The 24,075-nt window shown below is 54.9% G+C and carries 22 protein-coding genes; 10 read left to right on the top strand and 12 right to left on the bottom strand.

The features are described from left to right. Nucleotides 1-32: 32 nt before the first annotated feature. The 4 genes from ACO6TI_RS22865 (at nt 33) to ACO6TI_RS22850 (ending at nt 7,267) form a co-directional block, all read left to right on the top strand. Entirely contained in the window at nt 33-2,204 is a 2,172-nt protein-coding gene (locus ACO6TI_RS22865) for a methyl-accepting chemotaxis protein (RefSeq protein ID WP_208992692.1), read from the top strand. Nucleotides 2,205-2,698: 494 nt separating this feature from the next. Continuing rightward, nucleotides 2,699-3,736: a hypothetical protein gene (locus tag ACO6TI_RS22860; RefSeq protein ID WP_196895020.1), complete on the top strand. Its 1,038-nt coding sequence runs from the start codon at nt 2,699-2,701 to the stop codon at nt 3,734-3,736. Nucleotides 3,737-4,499: 763 nt separating this feature from the next. Continuing rightward, entirely contained in the window at nt 4,500-5,954 is a 1,455-nt protein-coding gene (locus ACO6TI_RS22855; protein WP_055115912.1) for a DegQ family serine endoprotease, read from the top strand. Between the two features lie 8 nt (nt 5,955-5,962). Further along, entirely contained in the window at nt 5,963-7,267 is a 1,305-nt protein-coding gene (locus ACO6TI_RS22850; protein WP_108876099.1) for a replication-associated recombination protein A, read from the top strand. Between the two features lie 45 nt (nt 7,268-7,312). On the opposite strand, the gene ACO6TI_RS22845 is transcribed toward ACO6TI_RS22850, so the two are convergent. Beyond that, nucleotides 7,313-7,681 carry a nuclear transport factor 2 family protein gene (locus tag ACO6TI_RS22845; protein WP_055115907.1) on the bottom strand — a complete coding sequence of 123 codons (369 nt, stop codon included), beginning with the start codon at nt 7,679-7,681 and terminating at the stop codon, nt 7,313-7,315. Between the two features lie 402 nt (nt 7,682-8,083). Here ACO6TI_RS22845 and ACO6TI_RS22840 point away from each other — a divergent pair, with 402 nt between their 5' ends. Then, on the top strand, nt 8,084-10,474 hold the full coding sequence (locus ACO6TI_RS22840) for a patatin-like protein (protein ID WP_422383448.1): 2,391 nt from the start codon (nt 8,084-8,086) through the stop codon (nt 10,472-10,474). Between the two features lie 86 nt (nt 10,475-10,560). Here ACO6TI_RS22840 and ACO6TI_RS22835 read toward each other — a convergent pair whose 3' ends face one another. The 3 genes from ACO6TI_RS22835 to ACO6TI_RS22825 form a co-directional block, all read right to left on the bottom strand. Further along, a complete protein-coding gene (locus ACO6TI_RS22835) occupies nt 10,561-11,040 on the bottom strand; it encodes a metallophosphoesterase (protein WP_422383447.1) in 480 nt (159 codons plus the stop codon). Nucleotides 11,041-11,141: 101 nt separating this feature from the next. Beyond that, complete coding sequence (locus ACO6TI_RS22830; protein WP_196876653.1) at nt 11,142-11,495, bottom strand: GNAT family N-acetyltransferase; 354 nt, start codon at nt 11,493-11,495, stop codon at nt 11,142-11,144. Between the two features lie 181 nt (nt 11,496-11,676). Continuing rightward, nucleotides 11,677-12,030, bottom strand: coding sequence for a hypothetical protein (locus tag ACO6TI_RS22825; RefSeq protein WP_197001061.1), 354 nt, complete (start codon nt 12,028-12,030; stop codon nt 11,677-11,679). 489 nt (nt 12,031-12,519) lie between these two features. On the opposite strand from ACO6TI_RS22825, the gene ACO6TI_RS22820 reads away from it, so the two are divergent. Continuing rightward, complete coding sequence (locus ACO6TI_RS22820) at nt 12,520-12,819, top strand: hypothetical protein (protein WP_422383446.1); 300 nt, start codon at nt 12,520-12,522, stop codon at nt 12,817-12,819. Nucleotides 12,820-13,728: 909 nt separating this feature from the next. Here ACO6TI_RS22820 and ACO6TI_RS22815 read toward each other — a convergent pair. Next, the gene (locus ACO6TI_RS22815) at nt 13,729-14,178 is read right to left on the bottom strand and encodes a hypothetical protein (RefSeq protein ID WP_197001059.1); all 450 of its coding nucleotides are present in this window, start codon (nt 14,176-14,178) and stop codon (nt 13,729-13,731) included. Nucleotides 14,179-14,466: 288 nt separating this feature from the next. Between ACO6TI_RS22815 and crcB the strand changes: the two genes are divergently transcribed. Together crcB and ACO6TI_RS22805 are read left to right on the top strand one after the other, a co-directional pair. Continuing rightward, nucleotides 14,467-14,850 (top strand): fluoride efflux transporter CrcB, encoded by a 384-nt coding sequence (gene crcB / locus ACO6TI_RS22810; RefSeq protein ID WP_196876650.1) that lies wholly within the window; start codon nt 14,467-14,469, stop codon nt 14,848-14,850. Nucleotides 14,851-14,974: 124 nt separating this feature from the next. Further along, nucleotides 14,975-15,994 carry an RluA family pseudouridine synthase gene (locus tag ACO6TI_RS22805; RefSeq protein ID WP_108876090.1) on the top strand — a complete coding sequence of 340 codons (1,020 nt, stop codon included), beginning with the start codon at nt 14,975-14,977 and terminating at the stop codon, nt 15,992-15,994. A gap of 14 nt (nt 15,995-16,008) precedes the next feature. Here the strand turns inward: ACO6TI_RS22805 and ACO6TI_RS22800 are convergent, their stop codons facing one another. The 3 genes from ACO6TI_RS22800 to ACO6TI_RS22790 form a co-directional block, all read right to left on the bottom strand. Beyond that, complete coding sequence (locus ACO6TI_RS22800) at nt 16,009-16,503, bottom strand: AAA family ATPase (protein ID WP_409861480.1); 495 nt, start codon at nt 16,501-16,503, stop codon at nt 16,009-16,011. 54 nt (nt 16,504-16,557) lie between these two features. Beyond that, nucleotides 16,558-16,728: a hypothetical protein gene (locus ACO6TI_RS22795; protein ID WP_172670694.1), complete on the bottom strand. Its 171-nt coding sequence runs from the start codon at nt 16,726-16,728 to the stop codon at nt 16,558-16,560. A 66-nt stretch (nt 16,729-16,794) separates the two neighbouring features. Further along, nucleotides 16,795-18,048: a tlde1 domain-containing protein gene (locus ACO6TI_RS22790; RefSeq protein ID WP_422383445.1), complete on the bottom strand. Its 1,254-nt coding sequence runs from the start codon at nt 18,046-18,048 to the stop codon at nt 16,795-16,797. Nucleotides 18,049-18,458: 410 nt separating this feature from the next. On the opposite strand from ACO6TI_RS22790, the gene ACO6TI_RS22785 reads away from it, so the two are divergent. Continuing rightward, on the top strand, nt 18,459-19,139 hold the full coding sequence (locus tag ACO6TI_RS22785; protein ID WP_055116818.1) for an HAD-IA family hydrolase: 681 nt from the start codon (nt 18,459-18,461) through the stop codon (nt 19,137-19,139). Further along, nucleotides 19,139-19,912, top strand: coding sequence for an ATP12 family chaperone protein (locus ACO6TI_RS22780; RefSeq protein WP_422383444.1), 774 nt, complete (start codon nt 19,139-19,141; stop codon nt 19,910-19,912). Before ACO6TI_RS22785 ends, ACO6TI_RS22780 begins: the two co-directional genes overlap by 1 nt. 16 nt (nt 19,913-19,928) lie before the next feature. Here the strand turns inward: ACO6TI_RS22780 and mgtE are convergent, their stop codons facing one another. The 4 genes from mgtE to ACO6TI_RS22760 form a co-directional block, all read right to left on the bottom strand. Beyond that, nucleotides 19,929-21,347, bottom strand: a complete 1,419-nt coding sequence (gene mgtE / locus ACO6TI_RS22775; RefSeq protein ID WP_055115887.1) for a magnesium transporter — start codon at nt 21,345-21,347, stop codon at nt 19,929-19,931. 72 nt (nt 21,348-21,419) lie between these two features. Then, nucleotides 21,420-22,151, bottom strand: coding sequence for a proteasome-type protease (locus ACO6TI_RS22770; RefSeq protein ID WP_055115884.1), 732 nt, complete (start codon nt 22,149-22,151; stop codon nt 21,420-21,422). Nucleotides 22,152-22,277: 126 nt separating this feature from the next. Beyond that, nucleotides 22,278-23,096, bottom strand: coding sequence for a transglutaminase family protein (locus ACO6TI_RS22765; protein WP_196876646.1), 819 nt, complete (start codon nt 23,094-23,096; stop codon nt 22,278-22,280). A gap of 27 nt (nt 23,097-23,123) precedes the next feature. Further along, entirely contained in the window at nt 23,124-24,074 is a 951-nt protein-coding gene (locus ACO6TI_RS22760) for an alpha-E domain-containing protein (protein ID WP_055115880.1), read from the bottom strand. Nucleotide 24,075 lies beyond the last annotated feature (1 nt).

Below are 24,075 nucleotides of genomic sequence, written 5' to 3'. Positions count from 1 at the left end.
CTTGAGGTTGTGGTAGGGCTGGGAGAAATATCGTGTTTTCAAAATCATCCTCATCGGGGACGAAATCATCTTTTCGTCTTTCCTTTGTCATTCCGGCATTGATGATCGTCATTACGGTTGCAGCATGCGCAGCTGTCGGTGTCATCGGTTACATGACTGGCAAGGACGGCTTGCAGAAGGCAGCCGAGGCGGAACTCGGTATGGTCATTACCGCACGGTCTGCATTGCTTGAGAGCAAACTGAAATCAGCGGAAGGTGAAGTGGTTACCCTGGCCTCAAGTGTTGCCGATGCTTTGCACACCCTCGGTCAGGCTTCGCTCAATCTTGGGAAGGAACGGGAGGAGATCCTCGGTTATTTTCAAGCTGCTGAGACTGCCAGTGAACGGGCGTCGCTTTCAGGGAGTGAGCAAAAAACCATGTATGCATGGCGCCATTCGGAGGCGCATCCGGCAATTTACAATCTCTGGAAGAACAGTGATTACGCCGATATCTACTTGCTCGATCCCGCCGGACTTGTCCTCTATTCGGTGACCAAGGGAGATGAGTTTCTGAGGCAGTTCGGCGAAGGCAGCCCCGCCGAAGGCACCGGTCTGGAACAGGTCTTCAATGCTGCGCTGGAACTGGGTGAAGGAGAAATCGCATCAACATCCTTTGCGTCCTACGAGCCGTCAGGCAGTGAAGGATCGCTGTTTCTGGCATCCCCCGTTTTTTTGAATACGTTCGGCACCGTAAGCCTAAGTGGCGTGGTTGTCGTTCGCCTCAACACGTCCAATTTGAATGCCATTGTCGCAAGCCGGGATGATCTTGGTGAAACCGGGCAGGTCTATATTGTCGGGCAGGACGGAATTGTGCTGTCTGACCTGCCGCTTGCCGCAGAACCGACTGCACTCAAACTCACAACCGAAGCCGCCCCGATACTCGCTGCCACCGGTGGACTGGAATCTGCTGAAATCGTGACAGGAGCGGATGGAGTGGCTGATTTGGTGGTTGCTCGCCCCCTGATTTTCCAGGGGCAGAATTGGGCAATCGTTGCAGAAAAGAGCGTCGGTGAAACACTTGCCGCAGTCACAAACATGCGGAACCAGATGATTATCTGGTCCCTGATAACGATCGCGGTCGCCGCTGTCATTGCACTCTTCTTCTCCCGGTCGATTACCGGACCGCTGTCAGCACTCGTTGGTGCCCTGAACGCCATTGCCTCGGGTAACCTTGGAGCGGAGATTAGAGCGGCTGGCAGAAAGGACGAGATCGGCGATATCGGACGTGCGGTGCTGCAGATCCGCCAAAATGCGACTGAGGAAAACGAACGAAGAGCGGCGGAAGAGTCAGATGCGGCACGCATCCAGGCGGAACAGCGGCACGACATGCTGGCCAACCTGGCCGGTGAATTCGAGGCGACGGTCGGTACGGTTGTAGACAAGGTCGCCCGCTCGGCTGCGTCTCTCAGGCAATCCGCTGACAAGATGCGCGAGATGACCGATACGGCAGGAGAGACGTCGGCCAATGCAGCGACCATGTCCGAAGAGGCGCTTGCGGAAGTCGAGTCGATTGCTGCAGCATCAGATCAGCTTTCCGGCTCGATACAGGAAATTTCCAGCCTGATCGAGCGGTCTTCGAGTGTGGCCGCCGCGGCGACCAAGCGCGCCGAAACCACCAATGAAACCGTCAAATCGCTCGCCGAGGCTGCGAACCGGATTGGTGAGGTCGTCACGCTTATCAGCGACATTGCAGATCAGACCAATCTTCTGGCGCTCAACGCCACGATAGAGGCAGCGCGAGCGGGCGAAGCCGGCAAGGGGTTTGCGGTCGTGGCTTCGGAGGTCAAGGATCTCGCATCACAGACGGGCAAGGCAACCGGTGAGATCCAGCTGCAGATTGATGCGATCCGGACAGCAACGGACGATGCCGTCGGGGCTATCGGCGACATTCAGAAAACCATCGACGAGATCACCCAATCGGTGAGCGAGGTTGCGGCCGCCGTTACAGAACAAAGCTACGCGACGCAAGGCATTGCCGAAAACACACAAAGGGCTGCAGGTGGCACGTCCAAGGTGACGGAAGACATCCGCAACGTATCCAGCCTGTCGAACGACACAAACATGGCGGCCCAGAACTTCTCTGAAGAAGCCGCGGACATGGCGACAGAGGCAGAGCAACTGGACCGGGAAGTCCGGAGTTTCCTGGATCAGGTTCGCTCGGCGTAAACCGCCTCCAGTGGACAATGCAAAGTTCGAAAAAGCCGCAAACACCCCGATCAGATGGGCGTGTTCGCGGCTTTTGCACGTTTGCTGCCACGCACTGAGTTGAGGACGAGTGGTATCTGTGTGGGCAGAGTTCCCGTTTTCCAGTTTCGTTCCAAAATCCGATGCTCTGCAAAAGCAGACACAGCGTTTCAATACACCAGGTGAGAACGTGCTGTTGAGCGCATTTTCAGTTGCGGTGTGTAATATTCATGCGTAGCATTCTCATAGAAAGTATTCTGGATAAGTGTTGGAAATACCGAATTTCATCACGCCTTTGAGCTTAAGTAAAAACTGTCATGTTTTCGGAATTTTAGTTCATTTTCATTGGTTAATGTATGTGATTTAATTCGGTAATTCAGTATTTCAAAATACATCTAGTGATAAATGGAATAATAGATTTTTGATAAAAGATTTATTTGTATTGTGTTTGGACAATTTTGTGAGGGGCGAAAGTTATGGCTTGGACCGTACAGCAAAAGATTGATGCGCAGCTCAAACTGCACAAGAGCAATCTAAAAATGTTCGAAGATGACCTGAGGGATTTCAACAATGTCATGACGGCGTCTGCGATCTGCCAGGAAATTGGTGTTCAAGCAGCTTTCGCGGCCGCTACCATGGGGGCGGCTACTTGGCTGAGCGGAACGAGGGCAGCTTCCGCAGTAGGAGGCAGGCTTGTTCTACTCGGGGGCGAAGGAAGTCGCATAAGCGGGTTCATGCATGGCGTTGCCAAGGTTGCGGGATTTTCCTCCATGGGTGCCGAGGGGTGGACTGCAGGCAAGGCGATGGGCGGTTTTCTGGCTCGCCTGTCGGCTGGTTTGGGAGTGTTGTTGATACGCCGCATGTCAGGCGACCTTGGTATGAAAAAACCCATGAATTTCGAAGGAATGGGATCAGCAGTTTTTTTTACAGTCCTTTTCTCGTTCATAGGCAGTCCTGGTCCCAAAAAGCCACCTGGCGTCAATGATGCGAGCAAATGGCTAATGGAAAAGGTAGCTCATTTTGACAAATCTCCAGTACTAAAAATGCTTGCGAAAACGCCAGATCTGGCAAGTGTTGCGTCGCAAGGCGGGAAGGTATCTGCGCAAACGGGAACCCAGATATTTGGTTTATGCCAGAAGGGATACAACGAATTATCCAAGGATCCAATTGGCAAGGATATACTCGAATATTTGAGAAACAACAAAAATGAATACGATGAACGGGTTGACGACATCTTCAAAGAGCAAAGCGAAGCACTCGTAACTTGGGGTCTCGGTGCACAACATCATATCGCGAAGAACATTGAATTGAAGGCGGGTCAGATTGACTATGCTGCAAAGCTGCCGTTTTTTGCGCGACACTTCGATTTTGTCGGTAACGCTGAAGCATTGAAAATCATGTCAACCAACGCTGCCAAATCGCAAGCTTTCGTGAGTCTTTGGGAGGCCATCCGCGATACTTTAAAAGACGACGCAGCACCTTCTTTTGAAAAAGCGAAGGAAATGGTTCGCTAGTTGGTGCCATGCGAGTTGAAACAGGCGTGAAGTTTTCCTTCTATACCGTATCGAACGACTGCTTTTATTGAGTTTTGCGCAACAGATCGAATTTGTGATTGAGCTCTTTGTTGGGAAAATTTCAGACCTCTGTTGGTTTGTTCTAGCGCAATTTGCAGCAGTGTGTCCCTTTTGGGTGATTGCTGTTTGACCTCTTTTCGGTTGGTCACATTGCAGAATTCTAACGCTTTTTTGCTCACAGGTGCGACTTGCAAATCTTTACGAATACCGGCTGATGATCGGCTCGAATTTATCCGTTGGGGCAGGGGAATTGACAGCTGAAGAGGGTGCAAGTCGGAGACAATCGGAAAGACACGCATACGCTTGTGATCGCGTGGTTTCGCGTTGTCTATACTGCTGGCCGGATACGCGTTTTGGTAATCCTCAAGGTCCCACTGATGGGACTGAGTTTTTCGATTTGTTCGTCATAAGCACCCTTGCCGGATCTGCAAGAATACGGACGCCCTGTGAAGAAGACCGCAGCAGAACCGCTGGAATGACGCACAGAAACAGCATTTTATCTGGCTTTGGACTTCAAAGTTTTCGTGTGCGAATGCATTTGGCCGATTATGCCGTCATTTGATGCAGCAAGTGGTTTGAGATAGGAAATTGTGAAATCTGGCCGTCATTTTGGCGATGTGTTGCTTTTGCAATTGCCTCCATTCCACCCTATCTGCCATGTATCGCCGATACTGAAAAAGAATCGAAAGAGAGGGCTCTGGCAATGCGCCTGGCAAATTCCAACCGATTTCGCCCTTTGTGCCGCATTCTGCTGGCGACGCTGACCGGTCTCCTGGCAACTGCAACGTTCGCGCAAACGGTTGAGCCGACACCGGCGGACCTCAGGCTGATCCCGCAAAACGAGGCGCAGATCAAGCTTTCGTTCGCGCCCGTGGTGAAGCAGGTCGCGCCAGCGGTGGTGAACGTTTACGCCAGTCGCAAGGTCGTGCAGCGTCAGCGTGTTTCACCCTTCTTCGAAGATCCGTTTTTCCGCCGGTTTTTCGGGCAACCCGGTGGCTCTGGCCGTCCGCGCGAACGGGTGGAATCGTCGCTGGGGTCTGGCGTGATCATTTCTGCGGACGGAACGGTGATTACCAACCATCACGTCATCAAGGGCGCTGATGCCGTCAGGGTTGCGCTCAGCGACCGCAGGGAATTCGATGCGGACATCGTTCTGATGGATGAACGAACGGATCTGGCAGTGCTGAAGATCCGGGGAGAAGGCCCGTATGAACACGTGAGTTTTGCCAATTCAGACAGTCTGGAGGTCGGTGATATCGTCCTTGCGATCGGCAATCCGTTCGGCGTCGGGCAGACCGTCACCCAGGGAATTGTCTCTGCGCTCGCGCGCACGCAGGTCGGTGTCACGGATTTCCAGTTTTTCATCCAGACCGACGCAGCGATCAACCCGGGCAATTCCGGCGGCGCACTGGTTGACATGACCGGAAAGCTCGTCGGTATCAATACCGCGATCTTCTCACGCTCCGGCGGGTCGAACGGCATCGGCTTCGCCATTCCGGCTCATATGGCCCGTTTCGTCGCCCAGGCAGCCGATCAGGGTGGCAAGGTTCGACGGCCCTGGCTGGGTGCCACTGTTCAGATGGTCAACGCTGAAATTGCCGAGGCGCTGTCGCTTGAGCGTCCACGCGGCGTCCTGGTGACTGCTGTCTTTGACGATTCTCCTGCCCATGATGCAGGCCTCAAGGTCAGCGATCTTGTCATCGCCATCGAGGGCAAGGAGGTGATTGACCCGAATTCCTTCGGATACCGCTTTGCGACCAAGATGATTGGCGAGACGTCCGAATTCCTGGTCGTGCGGGGAGGGCAGGAAATCGCCATTCCGGTGTCCTTGCAACCTGCTCCGGAAACCGTTCCTCGGGACGCACGGGTGCTGCGTGAATATTCGCCGTTCGAAGGCGCGACCGTTATGAATCTGTCTCCGGCGGTTTCAGAGGAACTGGGTCTGGAAGGCCTGTTTGAGGGTGTCGTCATCGCATCTGTCAATCGTGGCAGTGCCGCCAATCAGGTGGGCATGCGTCCCGGCGATATCATTCGTGTCGTCAACAATCAGAAAGTGGAATCGACGCGCATGCTTGAAACGATCACCAAGACACCTCCGCGTGTATGGCGTCTGGAGGTCGAGCGTGATGGCAAGATTTCGAAACTCGAACTCAGATAGAGCGTGATGTGAGCGATCTGTTCGAAGCTTCCGGGCTTGCGAAAGCCGGGCCGCGCCCACTGGCTGACCGGTTGCGTCCCGCCGTGCTTGATGATGTCGTCGGTCAGGAACATCTGCTCGGGCCTGAAGGCACGCTGTCACGCATGTTGAAAACGAGATCGCTCGGTTCCCTGATCTTCTGGGGTCCTCCGGGCACTGGAAAGACGACGATTGCGCGCCTGCTTGCAAATGAAACGGATCTTGCGTTCGAACAGATTTCGGCGATTTTTTCCGGTGTCGCCGATCTGAAGAAAGTGTTCGAGGCTGCCAAGGCAAGACGCATGGGCGGTCGGGCCACGCTTCTGTTTGTCGATGAGATCCATCGTTTCAATCGTGCGCAGCAGGACAGCTTTCTGCCGGTCATGGAAGACGGCACGATCACGCTTGTCGGGGCAACAACGGAGAACCCGTCTTTTGAACTCAACGCGGCGCTGCTCTCCCGCTCGCATGTGATGACTTTTCACTCGCTTTCCCTGGAGGCGATCGGGCAATTGCTCAACCGTGCGGAAGACGCGGAGGAAAAGGACCTGCCGCTCGAGCCCGATGCGCGCCAGGTGCTGATGCGGATGGCAGATGGCGATGGCCGATCCGCCTTGACGCTTGCCGAAGACGTCTGGCGCGCTGCGGCAGAAGACGAAATATTCGATGCCGACCGGTTGCAGGAGATCGTGCAGCGCCGGGCTCCCATCTATGACAAGAGCGCGGACGGTCATTACAATCTGATCTCAGCGCTGCACAAATCCGTACGCGGATCCGATCCCGATGCTGCGCTCTACTGGTTCTGCCGCATGCTGGATGGCGGTGAGGACCCGATGTATCTCGCGCGCCGGCTTATCCGAATGGCCGTTGAGGACATCGGACTTGCAGATCCAAACGCCTTGGTCCAGACCAATGCGGCAAGGGACGCCTATCAGATGCTCGGATCGCCCGAAGGTGAACTGGCGCTTGCCCAGTCGGTGATCTATCTCGCGACCGCACCAAAGTCGAACGGTGCTTACGTTGCCTACAAGGCTGCGATGCGGGACGCCAAATCAAGTGGTTCGCTCTTGCCGCCGAAACACATCCTGAATGCGCCCACCAAGCTGATGAAGCAGGAAGGATACGGCGCAGGATATCAATACGATCACGACGCACCGGACGGATTTTCCGGGCAGGACTATTTTCCCGAAAAACTTGGACGGCAATCCTACTACGATCCTCCGGAGCGGGGCTTTGAAAGGGATCTTCGCAAGAGGCTGGACTACTGGAGCCGATTGCGCAAGGAACGAGGCTGACTGGTCAATTCCTTGCATCTGCAATCTAATATTGTGACAGGACCATCAGCCTGTCCGCTCTGGTGGCGCTCCAAAAAATCCGACGATTTCACGAAGACGCCCGTCGTCTGAAAGCGTGCCGAAATCGACACCGTCGATCGCCGTGTTTCCATCGGCAGTCACCAGACGCCACTTGAAATAAATACGCGCGTTGTGTTGGCTTGCGTCACTGGTGAGTTCTATGCGTGCTCCGGGCATTCGCGCCTGAAACTCGCCAATATAGTTCGCCAGTTGATCTCGACCTTGCGCGGTTCCGGCAGGATCCATGTATCGGCCGCCGTCGCTCCAGGAGGATTCAAGAAATCCGAGGCGTTTCGAAAGATCGGTTTCGTTCCAGGCCGCACCATATGATGCAAGCACTTGTTTGAGTTCCACGGCCAATGCCCTCCAAATCCAGCAAACGCGATCCTGGCATCTCATCGTTGACGGGCCAGGCAACCTACCGGATTCTGATCCTACGCGAATGATACAAAGATCGCTCCTGCTTTCTCCCTGACGTGATCAATGCAAGCTTGGTACCGGGCAAACAGCATCTGGTGCAAGCATATGTCCCGGAATGCCGCGGCAGAGTGCGTGCGACGCTGAACAAAGGGTCCGATTTTGATTGCCTTGCGACCTGTTTGAACAAATCCGCTACACTTTTTTCACGCGCAAGTGTGATCAGGTATGATGGCTGCATAGTCTCGCTTGTCTTTGTTCAATTCATTTCGTCGCCACTTAAGGATTATGGCAATCCTTTTCTGGTAGATCCTTGATAACAATCCGGTTGGCAGTTTCATGAAGGAAATCGAACTCAGACTTGCACTCGTGCTTTATGGCGGCGTTTCGCTGGCCATTTACATGCATGGTGTGAGCCGGGAGATTCTGAATCTTGTTCGCGCCTCCAGTTTCAGGTTGGACAGAAACGGCGGCAATTCCAACGATTGTGAGACACATCCACTGCAGCCGGTGCAGTGTGCCTATCAGGACCTGCTCGACCTCCTGTCCGGTGTTGCCGACATACGGGTCGTTGTCGATGCCATCGCAGGCGCCTCGGCCGGTGGTGTCAACGGCATCATGCTGGCCCGGGCGATCGCCCATGACCTGCCGCTCGAAAGCCATAGCGAGATGTGGCTTGAAAATGCGGATGTTACCCGGCTTTCACGCCCCCAGTCGGGTTTGTCCCGATACCTGAAACTCTCCATCTCACCTGTTCTCGACCAGTTGATATCAACGCGGCTGAACAAGCAGATTGAAAGTGTGGAGACCCGGGAAAAGCTGCGCCAGTTCATGCAGGCAAGGTGGTTCTCACCGCCATTTTCCGGAGAGCGTTTCATTAGCTGGATGCTTGATGCCTGCCGCAAGATGGAAAATGGCGACGACAGTGAAAGGACGCTTATTCCGCGTGGGCAGACCCTGAATCTCTTCGTCACGATTACCGATTACAACGGTGTCAAACGACGGATTTTGCTGGACGACCCTGCATATGTGGAGGAATGGGATCATCGACGGATCCTGAATTTCCGCGCTGTCCACCGCACACCGGGATATGTCGACAGCCAGTTCGACACGGACAATATACCGGAACTCGTTTTTACGGCCCGCGCCACATCGTCCTTCCCGGGGGCATTTCCGCCTGCAACCGTGGCCGAGATGGAGCGTGTCTTGTCGAGGAAAGGGGTTGCCTGGCCCTATCGCGACGACTTTCTCGGGCGTGAACTTTGCCTGACACCCGAGACGATGGCACAACACTGTTTCGTCGACGGCAGTGTCGTGATGAACAAGCCGTTTGCACCGGTTATTGAAATCATCGAGGAAAGACCGGCTGCACGCGAGGTTGCAAGACGGCTGATCTATGTCGACCCGGCACCGGTTGACGTAAGCGAAACCAGGGAAGGCCCGCTGGAGCTTCCCGGTTTTTTCCGGGTGATCCTCGCATCCCTGGCGCATATCCCTCGAAACGAGCCGATCGGAGACGACCTGAAGGAACTGGAGCAGAACAACAGGCGAAGCCGTTGGCTCTCCCAGTTGATCGACGCGACGGGGCCGGTCGTTGAAAAGGCCGTTTCAAGCCTGTTGCCGACACGGCGGGCGATCACGGCAGAAGTGTTGTCCAGATGCAGGCGGGATGCGACGACCACAGCCTTCGAACAGGCAGGGTTTGCCTTCCTGAACTACCAGTCCCTGAAACTGCATGCGCTTGCAGAGCGGCTCGCCGGCCTGACCGGACGCATAAGCAGGTCCCCTGATGTCCAGATGCGGGAGGAAGCCGCGCTTTCCCTGTTTTCAAGGCATTTCAACAAGCTTGCCGCGGACAGCGAGGACGGGCTCGGACGCACGGATCCGCACATCGTCGCGCTCCTGAGGGGCCTTGACGTAGACTATCGGATCCGCCGGCTACGGTTCGCCATCCGCAAGCTTAACGGCTTCTATCATGCGGACAAGGACAGCACGTTACCACCGCCCGATGCCAATGCGCTCGACTACCTGAAAGGTATATTATACGAGCAGATTGACCATCTTGGCTGGCGCTGGACGGACAGGTTCTTCGGCGGCAAGAGCCAGGAATTGTCGGAAGCCTTCCTGGCTGCGGCGGCCGGCAGCCAATACGGCGCTGAAGACCATGTCGAGCCGTTGCTGGACAGTCTGACCAAGATGATGGGCCTGGCCGATCTCGACCGACTGCACGACGAACTCTTCGCCGAAACGGCGAGAGACCTTCTCGACCGGGACCGGCACATGTCGTTGCTGCGATCCTATATCGGTTTCGGCTTCTATGACCTGATCACATTCCCCGTCCTGCAGCGAAACGACTTTTCAGAGGTGACCGAAATCCTGGTCGACCGGATCAGTCCGAGAGACGCCGACAGTCTTTACACCGAAGGTTTTGAACTGAAGGGCAAGTCTTTGAACGCTTTCGGCGCATTCTTCAATCGAAGCTGGAGAGAGCACGACTACCTTTGGGGACGGCTCAATGCCGCCGACAGGCTTGTCAGCATCGTCCTGTCGGCCGCCGGCGAGGGCGTTCTGCCGCAACCACAGGTCAACCAGGCACGGGCCCGGATCTTCCTTGCGATCCTTCAGGAGGAGCGCGAAAAACTGTCGACGATCCCTGAAGAAATCGACCGGGTCGACGACCTGATACGCTCGATTTATCCGGATTTCGCGCATGTGGAAGAGGAGGCGTGAGACCCGGGGCTAGGGGCTGCCATAGTTGCAACAAGCTGTCATTCTTGCGATGTCACAGACCTACTCTTTGATCAGGGTTTCGCGCTCTATTCACCTGCCTGAACCAATTCGATCGCCGTTTCCAAATTAATCGGTGTAAAACCGGTGGCGTCAACGCCAACATTGCCGCGTCGTTTTCCTGATAGAAAAACAGATTTGTGAGTGTGGCAGTGAAAGTGCATTGAGCCACGATACCAACCGTCCCACTCTTCGATCGGGTAGTGAAACAGGATGCAGCGTTGATGCTTGTGCTTCAATGTCTGGTAGTCGACACCCCAACCTTTGGGGTCATGGTTGCCTTGCAGCAGAACGGTTTTGCCGTTCAAGCGTTTTAAATACTCTTCTCCAGGGGCACTCCGAAATGCGAAATCTCCAAGGTGGTAAACGGTGTCGCGTTCACCGACGACGGCATTCCAGTTTCTGATAATCGCTTCGTCCATCTCCTGCGCGTTTTCGAAGGGCCGTCCGGCCAGTTTGATAATATTCTCGTGCCCGAAATGAGTGCAGCCCGTTAAAAAGATTGCCAAATTAAGTTCCTGTTTGCTGAATGAGGTTGGTTGCCTGTCTGATACGGCCAGAAATTCTGTAGATTGAACAGACGGATAACATACGTGGCAGTTCCAGTGGACTATTCAATCACCTTGGCCATTTCAGAGGTTGGCTGCCATCCCGCCGCCTCGTAAACAGGTCGACCGGCCGATGTGCTATGCAAGATCGCATATTTTAGTTTCCGCTGGCTGAATTCCTGATCCGCCAGATCTAAAAGCAGTTTTGCAATGCCCCGCTTTCGGTGGCTGCGCTCGACGAACATATTCAAGACATACCCCCGCCGGCCATCATCCTGATGCAGCGGATGAGGTGGCCACGACAGCTCCATCAATCCAATGCCCGCGATCGGCTTGCCGTCGTCCTCAACAATGAAACCAAAATATGTTCCGTCAACCAGACGCGGCTTCAGCCACGCCCGGAACGAGCGATCCATGGTTTCAAGCTCCGGCGCTTTTCGTCTGCCATCATCACAGAACATCGAAATGCGGTGGCGACAGACAAGGTCCAGATCATTCGAGTTTATCGGACGGGTTTCAATCATCTGAGATACAGCTCGGCAAAAGGGTCCAAATGAATTTCGCGGTGCCGAGTGTATTTGGAGCATGGCGCTGCTTTCAATGCAGTTTCGGGTTCATGCATAGTTTTGATTGTTCAAATGCCCAGTTCTTCCCTGGCGATAGTCTGGAAAATGTCATGACCGGCATGATCTCCATCACCCTGCTTGCGCCTGTCACAGCTTTTGACAATTCTTCATCAGGCCGCAGGTGCCGTGCCACGCCAAAGGCGTGGTCAAAATCAAACGATGGTTCACAAGGAACGCGGTGAAGGAAGCAAGCATGGTACTGGCTCGGGAATTTGTTTTTCCGCCATGAGTTGCGGGCACCGACGTGCTCAATCGGTATATTGGTTGCCTTGCCGTTCTCCGTCCGTTTTTTGGATGGCACATCATGGCCGTCAAGTTGAGGCACGGGCCTCGAATGCCGGTACTTTTCATCGTTGTGGGACCGGGCTTCGCTGTTTTGTGCATGCCTGCTGTCAGCCGCTAAATGGTTGAGTTCGATGCGCGCGACTCAGAGAGCGTGGACGGTCTCTGCCAGGATCTGGTTGAAAATTCTGCTTGCGAACATGGAGCGGCGATAACTGAAAATAGCGAGAGATCAACCATCACGAATTAGCCAAAGCCACGCGTTTTCAGGAAAACCAAGAATAATCTTCGTTCGGGGTGACGAATGGCACCTTAGGGCACCGGGTCAGGTCGCATTGACCCGTACGGTCAAGTTCCAAAGGCGGCGAAAACAGAGTTGGTGTGTCTCGCAATGTTGAAGAGGCTAGGGCGATCGTGCGCAATTTACAAAAGTCGGTGCCGCAATGGTGCAACGATGATTGAATTATGGTAAAGATTTATGCCTTGAAAGATTTTCCGTTCCAATATTATTACAATTTAGAGGAAGTGTCCGGTGAAAATTGCTTTTTCGATAGTTATTATTTTAGGTCTGTTGACTCTGGGGGGATGTGTAACAAGCACCACTGTGGATCGTGTGGCTTACGATCATCCAACAGCAAGTCAACAACAGCTTTTTACTGATCGCGCTGATTGTGCCGCCCAGGCAAAGGGAATTCGGCAAACGGAATATGGTAGTGAAACTGGTGTCAACGATGACATTTGGGACAATTGTATTGCTGGCAAAGGCTACAGCCGTAACGATGCGACTGGCAGGCTGGAAGTGCCGAAAGATCTTAGGGTGACAACTTACTAAAGGTCCTGCATACACATGTAACGGTCCAAAGAATGGCGCGGGGTGCACGAAATGTGCACCCGAGCACCGCATGGGCAAGAATAGGCTCACTGGAACGCAAGTGCTCAAAGAGCCGGTTAGGAAATTTCGCTGCAACTCATAAGGAGAGGGCGTCTGTCTGGCTTTCTTGAATTTTTGGGATTGTTGACAAGCCCAGAAGATCTGCCGGCATCTGTCGGCCGATTTCTTTTCGGTTTGGTAGGCGCCGCATTGGGCGCAAAGTTTGCCTCTTACATAAATATTTAACCATGGGTCGATTACGCACTCATGGTTTTTGCGGCAATTGTCTTTTATGTCGTCTTTGCAGTTATCTGGCGCAGGGTATTTGAAGCCAGGAAGAGCTGACCAGGGAGCTTTGCGATGTGGCGTTTCGAAGGAGCGTCAAACGGATTTTGAGGTTTCCCTTTGAGCACCTCAACATGTCAGGCAGTAGGAATTTCTTCATTTTCTTGCTCCCGATCATGACTTCTATGACCGTCATACTGATCGTTTTGCCTGGACCATTCAATGTTGTCTTCGGGTGCTCGTCTTTATGCCGCTCCTCGCACTCTGGTTTATCAACGAGACCCTGGAGAGGTTGCCGAAATTTGGAAGATTGTTCAAACTCGGCGGACCGATCCGATGTCCGCGGACAGGTCGATTTTGTCTACATTGCGACGATGCATGCCGAACTTCGACAGGCACGGTTTCAGATAAACAAGATTGATATGTCACTGCAGGGGGCATGGATGGATCCTGTCCTCCAATTGGCCAAAGCGATGTGTTGGGTCATCGCTGACATGAATTGTCAGCCTTCGAGTTCTTATCCGTTCCAGGGCCTAATCCCGCTCAATCGGTAAATTCGGATGTCAGAAATTGCCAGGATGCGGCCTAGTTGATCTTAAAGTCGATAATATCCCTGCCGCGAATTTTGCAAACGGCACTTCTGCTGGAATACGATGTCTTCGGATTATCAAGTTCAAAACTCACCTTCACTGTTTTTTCGTATCCGCCATTGACGTTGAAAGGTGAACTCTGGTTCCTGATTACGGGAAATGGCATCTGGCTTTTGGCGTAGTCGACGCAGATCCTGTTGGCCATTTCGTCGCTGATCGTATCGCGTTTTTCTCTCTCCTTTTGCTGTTCCTTTTCGTAGTCGGCGGCTGCTTCCCGGGCAATTTTTGCAGTTGCCAGGCACTGCGAAAATTCCAATGTTCCCGGGACGAATCCAGATTCGATACAAAGCAACTCATCCTTGCTGGGCTGTGATCCCGAAGGAGACCCGTCCGCAACGCAACCGGTCAAAACCAGGCCGGACAGCAGACCTATGGCGCTTCTCATTTTTACCTCGCAGATGTTGTCGAGAACTCGGAAAGGTCCGAGAGCTTGAACAATAATCCATGTCAAACACGTCAACCTATTGGCGAAATCAATGGAGACCCGATGGGTATTTTTGTCAATGGTGTTCCGGTGCATTCCAAAGCCAAGATTTTGAGGAAGCTTCTCGATCGGAAGTGACTGGAAGGCATTTCCTCACTTCCGCTTGCCTGCCGGTGTCCTACAAGTTACGAACTTCGTGCTGACTGCTGCGCAAATCGGAAACTGTCGTTTGAAAAAGATTGAAATCACTTGAAACATCTTCTTCTTGTCATGCTCGGCGGAGGGCTCGGAGCCGGCGCGCGCCATCTGGTTGGCCTTTTCACGCTGAGAGTTTTTGGTGCCGGCTTTCCGGTCGGGACGCTCACCGTCAATGTGGTCGGTTCGCTTGCAATGGGGCTTTTGATCGGATGGCTGGTTAAGTCCGATTTTCAGCATGTTCAGACGGTCCGGTACTTCATTGCCACCGGCATACTCGGCGGGTTCACGACATTTTCCGCCTTTTCGCTGGACACGTCGGTGCTGTGGGAGCGGGGAGATACCTATCTTGCGATGTTCTATGTACTGGCGTCCGTCCTTCTGTCGATTGGCGCGGTCTTCGCAGGATTGATGATAGCCCGCCAGGTCGTCTCCTAAGTTTCCCTTTCATTTCACCCTGATTACGCCTATACGCTCCGGAACGAATGTCCGCGCGGTGCTCGTGTCCCGTGCCCTGGTTGACAGTGGCCTTTTGCGGCCCGCAGCCTGATTTGAGAACAATATGTCCGCAGTAGAACAAAAACATGTGACCGCCGATGAAGCGGGCATGCGCCTCGACCGTTGGTTCAAGGCACATTATCCCGGTCTCGGGTTCGGACGGCTGCAGAAGCTCCTGCGCACCGGCCAGGTGCGGGTGGATGGCAAGCGCGTTGAGGCCAGCACACGGGTCGCCAAGGGCCAGATGATCCGGATTCCACCATTGGGTGTCGAGCTTCCCGCGGACGACAAGAAGAATGCCAAACCCAAGTCCACCAAACTGATTGCCGACGATCGTAAGGCCATCGAGGAGATGCTGCTGTTCGAGGACAATCAGGTCATGGTCCTTAACAAGCCTGCCGGTCTCGCTGTCCAGGGCGGGTCCGGTCTCAAGCGCCACCTGGATGGTATGCTGGAAGCCTTTACGGACAGGAAGGGCAACAAGCCGCGCCTGGTTCACCGTCTCGACCGCGAGACATCAGGCATCATCCTTGTCGCGCGCACACGTCAGGCAGCGCAGGAACTTACAAAGTCCTTCCGGCATCGCAATACCCGCAAGATCTACTGGACGATGCTCGCAGGCGTGCCCAAGCCCAAACAGGGCCGCATCTCGACGTTTCTTGCCCGCAGCGAGGCAGAAGAACGGATGCAGGTCGTGAGGCAGGGGGAAGATGATGCCCAGCATGCTGTGTCCTTGTATTCCGTATTCGAGCAGTCCGCGCAAAAACTGTCATGGGTCACCATGAAGCCCGTTACCGGCCGGACGCACCAACTGAGGGCGCATGCTGCCCATATCGGTCATCCGATCATCGGCGACGACAAGTATTTCAATATCGAGAACTGGGAATTGCCGGGCGGCATTCAAAACCGCCTGCACCTGCTTGCGCGCCGTATCGTCATTCCACACCCGTCGGGTCATGGCAAGATCGACGTGTCGGCGCCGTTGCCGCCGCACATGCAGCAGACCTGGAACCTTCTCGGCTTCAACGCGAGCGACTACGATCCTGAGGCCGACGATCCCGACGAGACGGTCATCAAACGCTGACCGGTCTCCTCCGTTTAACGTTCGGATCCATGGACAACGATGTTGAACCCCTCAACGTCTGACGGCCGCTGAAAGTGGCTCGTGATCCGGTCAAACTGGTCGTCTGATACCTGAAACTCGTGCGTTCCAGAGGCGTTGCGCGCCCGAAGCCTCTGCTTGCAAATGTCGTCCGCAACATCGATCAGGTGCAATTGATGGGAGCAACCTGCCGTTTCAAACAGACGCCGCATCCAACGCCGGTATTCAAGCGTGTTTGCAGGAAAATCGAGTACCACGGAAAGACCGGCGCGCAAGAGATCCACGATATGCGGCTCCAGCGTGTTTCTCAGCGTTTCAGAGTATCTGACATAGTCGGACAGCGTCTTGAGTTGATCGGCGTAAAGGCCTGATAACCAGACATCCTCCTGCAGCAGGATCGTGTCGGGATTTTCTGCCAGCGATCGCGCCAGCGTTGATTTTCCCGAGGCAACTTTTCCGCAAATCAGATGCAGGGTCGTCTCGTTGCGCATTGGCTGGTCTCAACTGCTACAGGTGAGAAAGGCTATTCGAACCTCATTGCGGGGTCAAAGTCCCTGGAAGAGTGCACTCACAATCACGGACAGGATTGTGACGGCAGCAACGCCGGCAACAAGCTTCCAGGCGTCAGAGCGTTTTTGAAGGCCAGGCCAGCCCAGGGGTTTGATGACCTGAATCGCGGCAATCAGGATCAGCAGAACAGCCAGTATCTTGGTCAAGGAAAGGCTCCGGACAGGACGATGGAATACCCGCTCTAAACAATCTGCCGACGGACCGCAAGCCGTCTATGCGCCGGCGCCCTTGTTGAGAGCTGCCATGTATTTCGGCAGTTTATCCATGGATGGAACGACGATCATCTTCTTGACCTTGCCGGCTTTGAAGGCCTTCAGGAACTTGTTGTAATCCTTGAAGGCAACACAGCCATGCGACCCGTTTGACCGGCGCAGCAATGGCGTGTGCGCCAGCATGCCATCGCGGCCTTTCATCGCCGCATTGTCGTGCGGCGTCATCCTGATGGCCTCAACACCGTGAAAACGCCTTTCGCGCATTCTCAGGTCATAGATATTCGGTGGAGTCGGGCCAAGATTTCGCACATGTGCATATTTCGGATTGTCCTTGCGGTGCCCGATGCCGGAATGCGCTTCCAGCTTGGTACCGTCAGGCATGTGGACGATTGCGGCGCTGATGTCATATACCGCTACGCCGCGGCCACGACCGGGAAGACCGCCCTTGAGACCGCTGAACAGCTTTCCGATACCGCCGAAAGCACCGTTGTTTTCCGTTTCCGGAGTTCCCGGTGTCGCATAGGCAAGGACGGGAGCCGGTGTTTGCCGTTTCTGACTTTCATCACCGACCGCTGCTCGAGCCGTCTCTGCAGGAGGTGCCGGTTTGCTGCCTGGAACCGGATGGGAGATCGCAGCAGTGACCTCCAGTTCGGCCTCGGCGGCATTCGATGGCTTTTCGGTTTCCGCAAGCGTCTCGCCCGTGCCGGAAACGTCATCTTTGGCAATCGCGCGGGGCGACGGGAGCGAACCCGTTACCATCGTTTCTTCTTCGGCTACTGCCGTCGTACGTTCTGCTAAGCGGGATCCGGAGACGCCGGAGGCCGTTTCAATTTCATTCGGTTCCGTTCGCCTCTCGGTCAGCGAAAGTGCAAGGTTCAGCCGTGCGAGTTTTTCAGCAAGTTTCCGTTTGGCTGCGCTCTTCGCCTCTTTTTCTCTCGTGAATTGCGGGAGTGCGGAACCCAGTTGTTCGGTGGCTGATCGGATCAGTTGTTGTTCGTTTCCTGCCTGATCGTCGACACCTTGAGAGTTGCCGACACGGGCAGCCTCGTCATTGAAAGTGACCGACGCAAAGAACTGGCTGTCGCCAGCGGCGTGTGCAGCGGCATCGCGGGAAGGTGTCCGCGGCGCGTCAAACAACGTGACTGAGGCTATGAGACCACCGAGAACGATCGCCATTCCGGCAATCAGCACATGGAAAACACGATGGACACGCTTCCGGTCCGTTCGATCAGTCTGATTTGTATTCTGCTGCATTCAGGCAAAACCACCCTGTTGCCCGCAGTTGCTCAAACTGCGTTCCGAAAGTCTTTCGATCTGGCGACAAACTGCCCCAATCGACCTTGCCCACCCGCACACGAGTATCCAGCGCTATGGTAACCGGCTGGTTTACAAACGTGGTTAATCAAACCTTACGCAGGGCTGACCCCTCGAAAACCACCATAAAGAGGCGAATTTCAGGCAGTTGTTCGAATTTCGAATTGTCCCAAAGTCAGCGGCTTTGAAACGACCGGCTGTGGATTGCCTTTTGGTCTCGTTCGTTCCGGGTGTTTGGCGGGAACGGCGCCAATCTGTCTTGTACGACCCGGTTCAATCCGACGGCTCTTGACCCCGGGCGCAAAACCCTGCACATGCGAGCCTTCTACAGCATTTGCAAAAGGCTCATCATGTACCTGATCATTTTTGACGTCGACGGCACCCTGGTCGACAGTCAGGATACAATTTTTCATGGGCTACAGGTCGGGTTCGAGGCTGTCGGATTGCCCATGCCGGATCGCAAGACCGCCCTTTCCATCGTCGGTAGGTCGCTGGAAGAAGCGTTCGCGGATCTTGTCGGAGGTGGGCATCTGGACAAGGTGCCGGCAATGGCCGACGCCTATCGTCAGTCCAAGATCTCCAGGCGTAAACAGGGGCTCGAGGTGGATCCGCTCTATCCAGGTGCGAAGGAGGCAATCGAGCGGCTCCATGCAAGAGACGACTTTTTGCTGGGTGTCGCGACCGGCAAGGCCATGCGCGGGGTCAGGCACATGCAGGAGACCCACGACCTGAATGGAAGGTTTGTAACCATCCAGACAGCCGATACGTCGCCCTCCAAACCGCACCCGGACATGATCGAACGCGCCTTGTCCGAAACCGGTGCGGATCGCTCCAGGACGGTCATGATAGGAGACACTGGCTTTGATATCGCGATGGCCAGGACTGCAGGTGTTCATGCGGTTGGCGTGACCTGGGGGTATCATGATCATTCAAGGCTCGCCGAAGAGGGAGCGGACAAGATTATTCACGCCTTCGATCAACTGGATCAAGCGTTGAATGAGATATTGAAATATGACAAGGAAACAGCCTGATGCGTGATTTTCTTGATAAGTTACATGAAGACTTGGCCAAGGATCCGGAACAACGCGCTAGAGAACTTTCAAAGCGCGAACTGCCGAAACGTTTCTATGAAGTGGCATCCTGCGCACAAACGGAGGATGGCTATTCGATACAGTTGGACGGCCGAACCGTGAAAACGCCCGGAAAGGCGACGCTGCTTTTGCCCAATCGGGTTATTGCCGAGGCGGTCGCGGCGGAATGGGCTGTCCAGCAAAAGGAAATAAATCCCGCAACGATGCCGCTGACCAGGATGGCCAATTCCGCTCAGGACGCGGTTTCCGGGCGTTTCGAAGAGGTTGCGGATGACATCGTCGGTTTTGCCGGAAACGATGCGTTGTGCTACCGGGCTGACGACCCTCAAAGTCTCGTGGACACCCAGAGACATCTTTGGGATCCGGTGGTTGACTGGGCCGGTGGACTACTGGGTGGGCGATTTGTGCTGATTGAAGGCATTATTCACGCAGCACAGCCGGATCACCTGCTGAGCTCTTTCAAGACCAGGATATCTGATGAAACGCCGCTTCGGCTTGCCGCGCTCCACACGGCGACCAGTCTGACGGGGTCCGCGCTGCTGGCTCTCGCCGTGAAGGAAAACCATCTTGGCGCTGACGACGCATGGACTGCAGCGCATGTCGAGGAAGACTTCAACATCGATCGATGGGGTGAAGATGCGGAGGCTGCGCAGATCCGAGCCTACAAACGCACCGAATTCGATGCCGCGGTCCTGATCCTGCAAAAGGCCTGAGGCCGTCAGCACGGTTTCAGGACATGTAGAACGTCGTCGCCATCAGGAAAAAGATCAGGACGCCGAGAACGTCATTGGACGAAGTGATGAAAACGCCGATCGCCATCGCGGGATCGATGCCGATCTTGTCAAGAATGATGGGAACGGTCGCGCCGACCATCGCTGCGAGCGTTGTGACGCACAGGAGCGAAAGTGACGTCGCTATCGCGAGGCGACCAGGAGCCTCCAATGGCACGATCATGGAGGCGATCAGCACAAGGGCTGCGAGTATCACACCGGCAACCGCGCCGTTGAACAAGGCCGCGAAAAATTCCTTCACAAGACGAAACAAAATGTCGCCTGACCAAAGTGCGCCGGTGGCGATGCCCTGCACGGCGACAGCGGAAGCCTGAAGTCCGGCATTTCCGGCCATCGACATGGTGACGGGAATGAATGCCGCAAGGATGGCGGCTTCGGCAAGCTGATCTTCATAAGAACCGACCACGGTTGCCGCGACACTTGCACCAACGAGACCCGCCAGCAGCCAGGGGAGGCGGCCGCGCACAATTCTGAAGACCGTGTCATCCGAACGCGCTTCGCCTGAGACACCGCTCATCAGCAGCATGTCTTCATTGGCCTCGTCCGCCGCAATCCTGGTCAGTTGCTTTGGCGTAATCCTGCCGATCAGGTGACCTTCGCCACTCACGACCGGAACTGTGCGCATGTCCCGTTTGCGGGCAAGGCGCAGCACTTCCTCCTGATCCGTGTCGGTTGAAACGGCAATCACGTCCCTGTTCATCAGCTTGCCGAGCGTCTGCTCGTCCGGTGCAAGCAGCAGCTTGCCGACTTCGACGGTGCCGGTCAGCTTGCCATCAAAGTCGGTTACGTAAACCGTGAAAACCTTGCGGATCCGATCGGCTTCCTCGCGCATCTGTTCAACGGCTTCCCCGGCCGTACAATCTTCTCGCAAGGCAACGAACTTGCGCGCCATGACCCGGCCGGCAGTATCGTCGGCATAGGAAGCCCTGGTCGCGATTTCCTCGACATCCGGCAGGCGGGCGATGAGTTCGTCGGCTACATCATCAGGAAACTCGTTGAGGATTTCAGTGGCATCTTCCGGATCCAGACCGGCTAGAATGTCGCGAAACTGGTCAAGCGTGGTGGCTTCCATGAGAATCGAGCGGAATTCGGGACGCAGTTCCGCGACGACCTTGATCGACGGATTTGCGGGCAGCCACTGGAACAGTTTGCGGGCGTGCTTCAATCTCAACCGCGTCAGCAACTGCATGACATCGATCGGATCCCATTTCTTGAGCAGTTCGACGATCTGGGTTCTCTTGCCCGCCTTGATCATTTCCCTGACGGCTTTGAGCGTATCGTCGTTTGTTTCCAGAGGTTCCTGCGACGTTTCCCTTGTCCAGGCGACGGGTTCAAGTTCGCTCGCAGTGCTGCTCATGAAGGCCTCCGGATTGATCGGTCCGCTTCTAATGCTGCTTTGTGACGGCTTGCTGACATGTGTTTCGAAGGTTCAGACGTCGAATTCGTCCAGTTCTCCAAAAGCGTCGCGCAGTTTTTCAGACCAGCCATGCGAAAGTTTCTGAAAATACGGGTCGTCCTGTTCGATACGGACCTGGCGTTCTGTTGAGAAGGTGTCCTTGTTGTAGAGCAACATGTCGATCGGCGTGCCGACGGAAAGATTTGATCTCAATGTCGAATCAAAAGACAGCAGAACGAGCTTGGCGGCTTCGCCAAGGCGCATGTCAGACCGGGTTACCCTGTCGAGGATGGGCTTGCCGTATTTATGTTCACCGATCTGCAGAAACGGCGTGTCCTCGGCCACTTCGATAAAGTTGCCCGCCGCATAGATCTGGAACATGCGCGGTTCTTCGCCCTCGATCTGTCCGCCGAGAATGAACGTCACGAAAAAACTCTCGGCACTGGTCGCCAGGGCTTCACCGTCAATTTCCTTGACCTCGCGCACCGCACTGCCGACAAGCCTGGCTACCTGGAACATGGTCTTGGCCGTCAAAAGCGTGGCACGGTCATTGTCAGCTGATGTGATGTGTTCGCTGAGAAGTGAAACGACAGCCTGCGTTATCGCCAGATTACCGGCCGAAAGAAGCGTAATCACGCGCTCGCCGGGCTCTTCCCAGACATGAAGTTTCTTGTAGGTAGCAATATTGTCGACGCCGGCATTGGTGCGGGTATCCGCTGCGAACACCAGACCCCGATCCAGTTTCAATCCGACACAATACGTCATCCCAGAGCCCCTCAGACTGTTCCAATGACCTGCAACACCAATCGAAAGAAGACATTAGATAGGTCTTTGTTTGTTTCGGCTGGTCTTAGCACAGTGGACCGGGATTAGCGTGTCGGAAAACGACATTCATTGCTGTTGTTGAAAAGCTGCCTGGGAAACGTCGACTTCAACCTGAAGATTTTCCTCCAGGCCTCCGAACCGGATGCCCCGGATGGGAGCAGCGGAACGGGAATCAAGACCGGTCGTCAGCCGAACGTACCGATCCGTCGGACAGATGGCGTTCGATACATCAAATGCAGTCCAGCCCAGCCCTTCAATCAGGACTTCCGCCCATGCATGGTGTGCTTCGGAGGCCTGTTCGTCTTCCAGAAGAAGATAACCGGATACATAACGGGCCGGAACGCCAATTGACCTGGTTGCAGCGATAAAAATGTGGGCGTGGTCCTGACAAACGCCTTCACCGGCCGCCAGTACCGATGCCGCAGGCGCGTGCGTTTCCGTAACGCCGATCTTGTAGTCCACTTTCTCCCGGATCGCGTGCATGAGCGCGTGAAACCCCGAAATCCGGTCGTGGGTTTCTGCATGGGTGGCAAGTCTTCGGATGGCCTGGTTGGATTGGGTGAGGGGGGTCACCCTGGTGTAGAGGCGCGGTGGGACCACGGCATCGGGTTCGTGACCGAGCACACCGTCAGTATTCACCGTATCTACAATACCTGTCGCCGTAATTTCCACGTCTTCGACGGGTTCGCTGCGTGACACCATATGTACACGATTGCCAAATGCGTCCTTGTAGGTGGTTGCCCTTGCAATGCCGGGTGCGTCGATTTCCCATTCGACAACCTTTTGCGAAGGCCCGTCTTCCGGAGTCAGGCGCAGCTGCTGCATGGCGTTGGCGAGCGGGACGTCATAGCGGTAGCGGGTCGTGTGTCGGACTTTCAGTTGCATGCGGCACCGGAAAACAGGGTTTGTTGGTCAGGCAAAATTGTAGTCTTTCGAAAGCTGCAGCGCGAATTGGTTGTTCTTGCCGATGAAGTCGGTCAGAAAATCGTGCAGGCCATCATGGTAGATTTCGCGCATCTGTTTCTCGGATAGACCGCTGGCGATTTCCTTGGCAAGATCCAGGCTCGGCTCCCGGGAACTATAGAACTGCGCAAGTTCTTCGGCTGTATCGGCTATCCAGTTGTAGCAATGGGCCAAGGACCGCGGCATTTCCTTTCTCAAGATCAGGAACTCGGCAATGTTAAACGCTTTGAGCCTGGCATTTGGATAGGCGAACCGGTAGCTTCTGCGGCCGGAAAGAGCCCGGAGGATGGCTGACCATTGGTATCGTTCCATGGAGCCGTCATCAACAATGTCGCTGTCAGGCAGAAGCGCCCAATACTGCGTGTTCAAGATCCGGGCGGTGTTGTCGGTCCGTTCGACGAAATTGCCCATCTGCGAGAAAAAATAACCATCATCGCGCAAAATTGTGTTCAGGAGAGCACCACGGAACAAGTGCGCACGCTGATTGACCCAGGCAAGGAAGTCCGGCAACCGTTCCTGCGTGATCGTCTGCGGATTGACCTCTATGAATTCTATCCACGTGGTGTTGATAGCTTCCCAGAGTTCAGCCGTGATGCCGGTGCGAACAGCTCGTGCATTGTTGCGGGCCAGTTCGAGACTGTTGCGCACACTTACCGGGTTCTCTTTTGAGAACATGAGGAAAACGGTCACATTCCGGATATTCAGTTCGTCGTATTTTTCACTGAAATCAGCGTCGCAGCCGGAGCAGGTGAGCGCGAAGGTCCAGTGCGTTCCGTGTTCCTGGCCCCTGTGGGACATCATTGCCCCGCGATAGGCGACTTCCAGCAACCGGGCAACGTTCTGGGCGCGCTCATGGTAGCGGGACATCCAAAACAGCGAAGAAGCGGTTCTTCCGAGCATA

The organism is Roseibium album, assembly GCF_965233825.1.
GTDB classification, from domain to species: domain Bacteria; phylum Pseudomonadota; class Alphaproteobacteria; order Rhizobiales; family Stappiaceae; genus Roseibium; species Roseibium album.
Note: the sequence above shows the minus strand (reverse complement) of the source record. Positions and strands in the feature narration are given on the sequence as shown.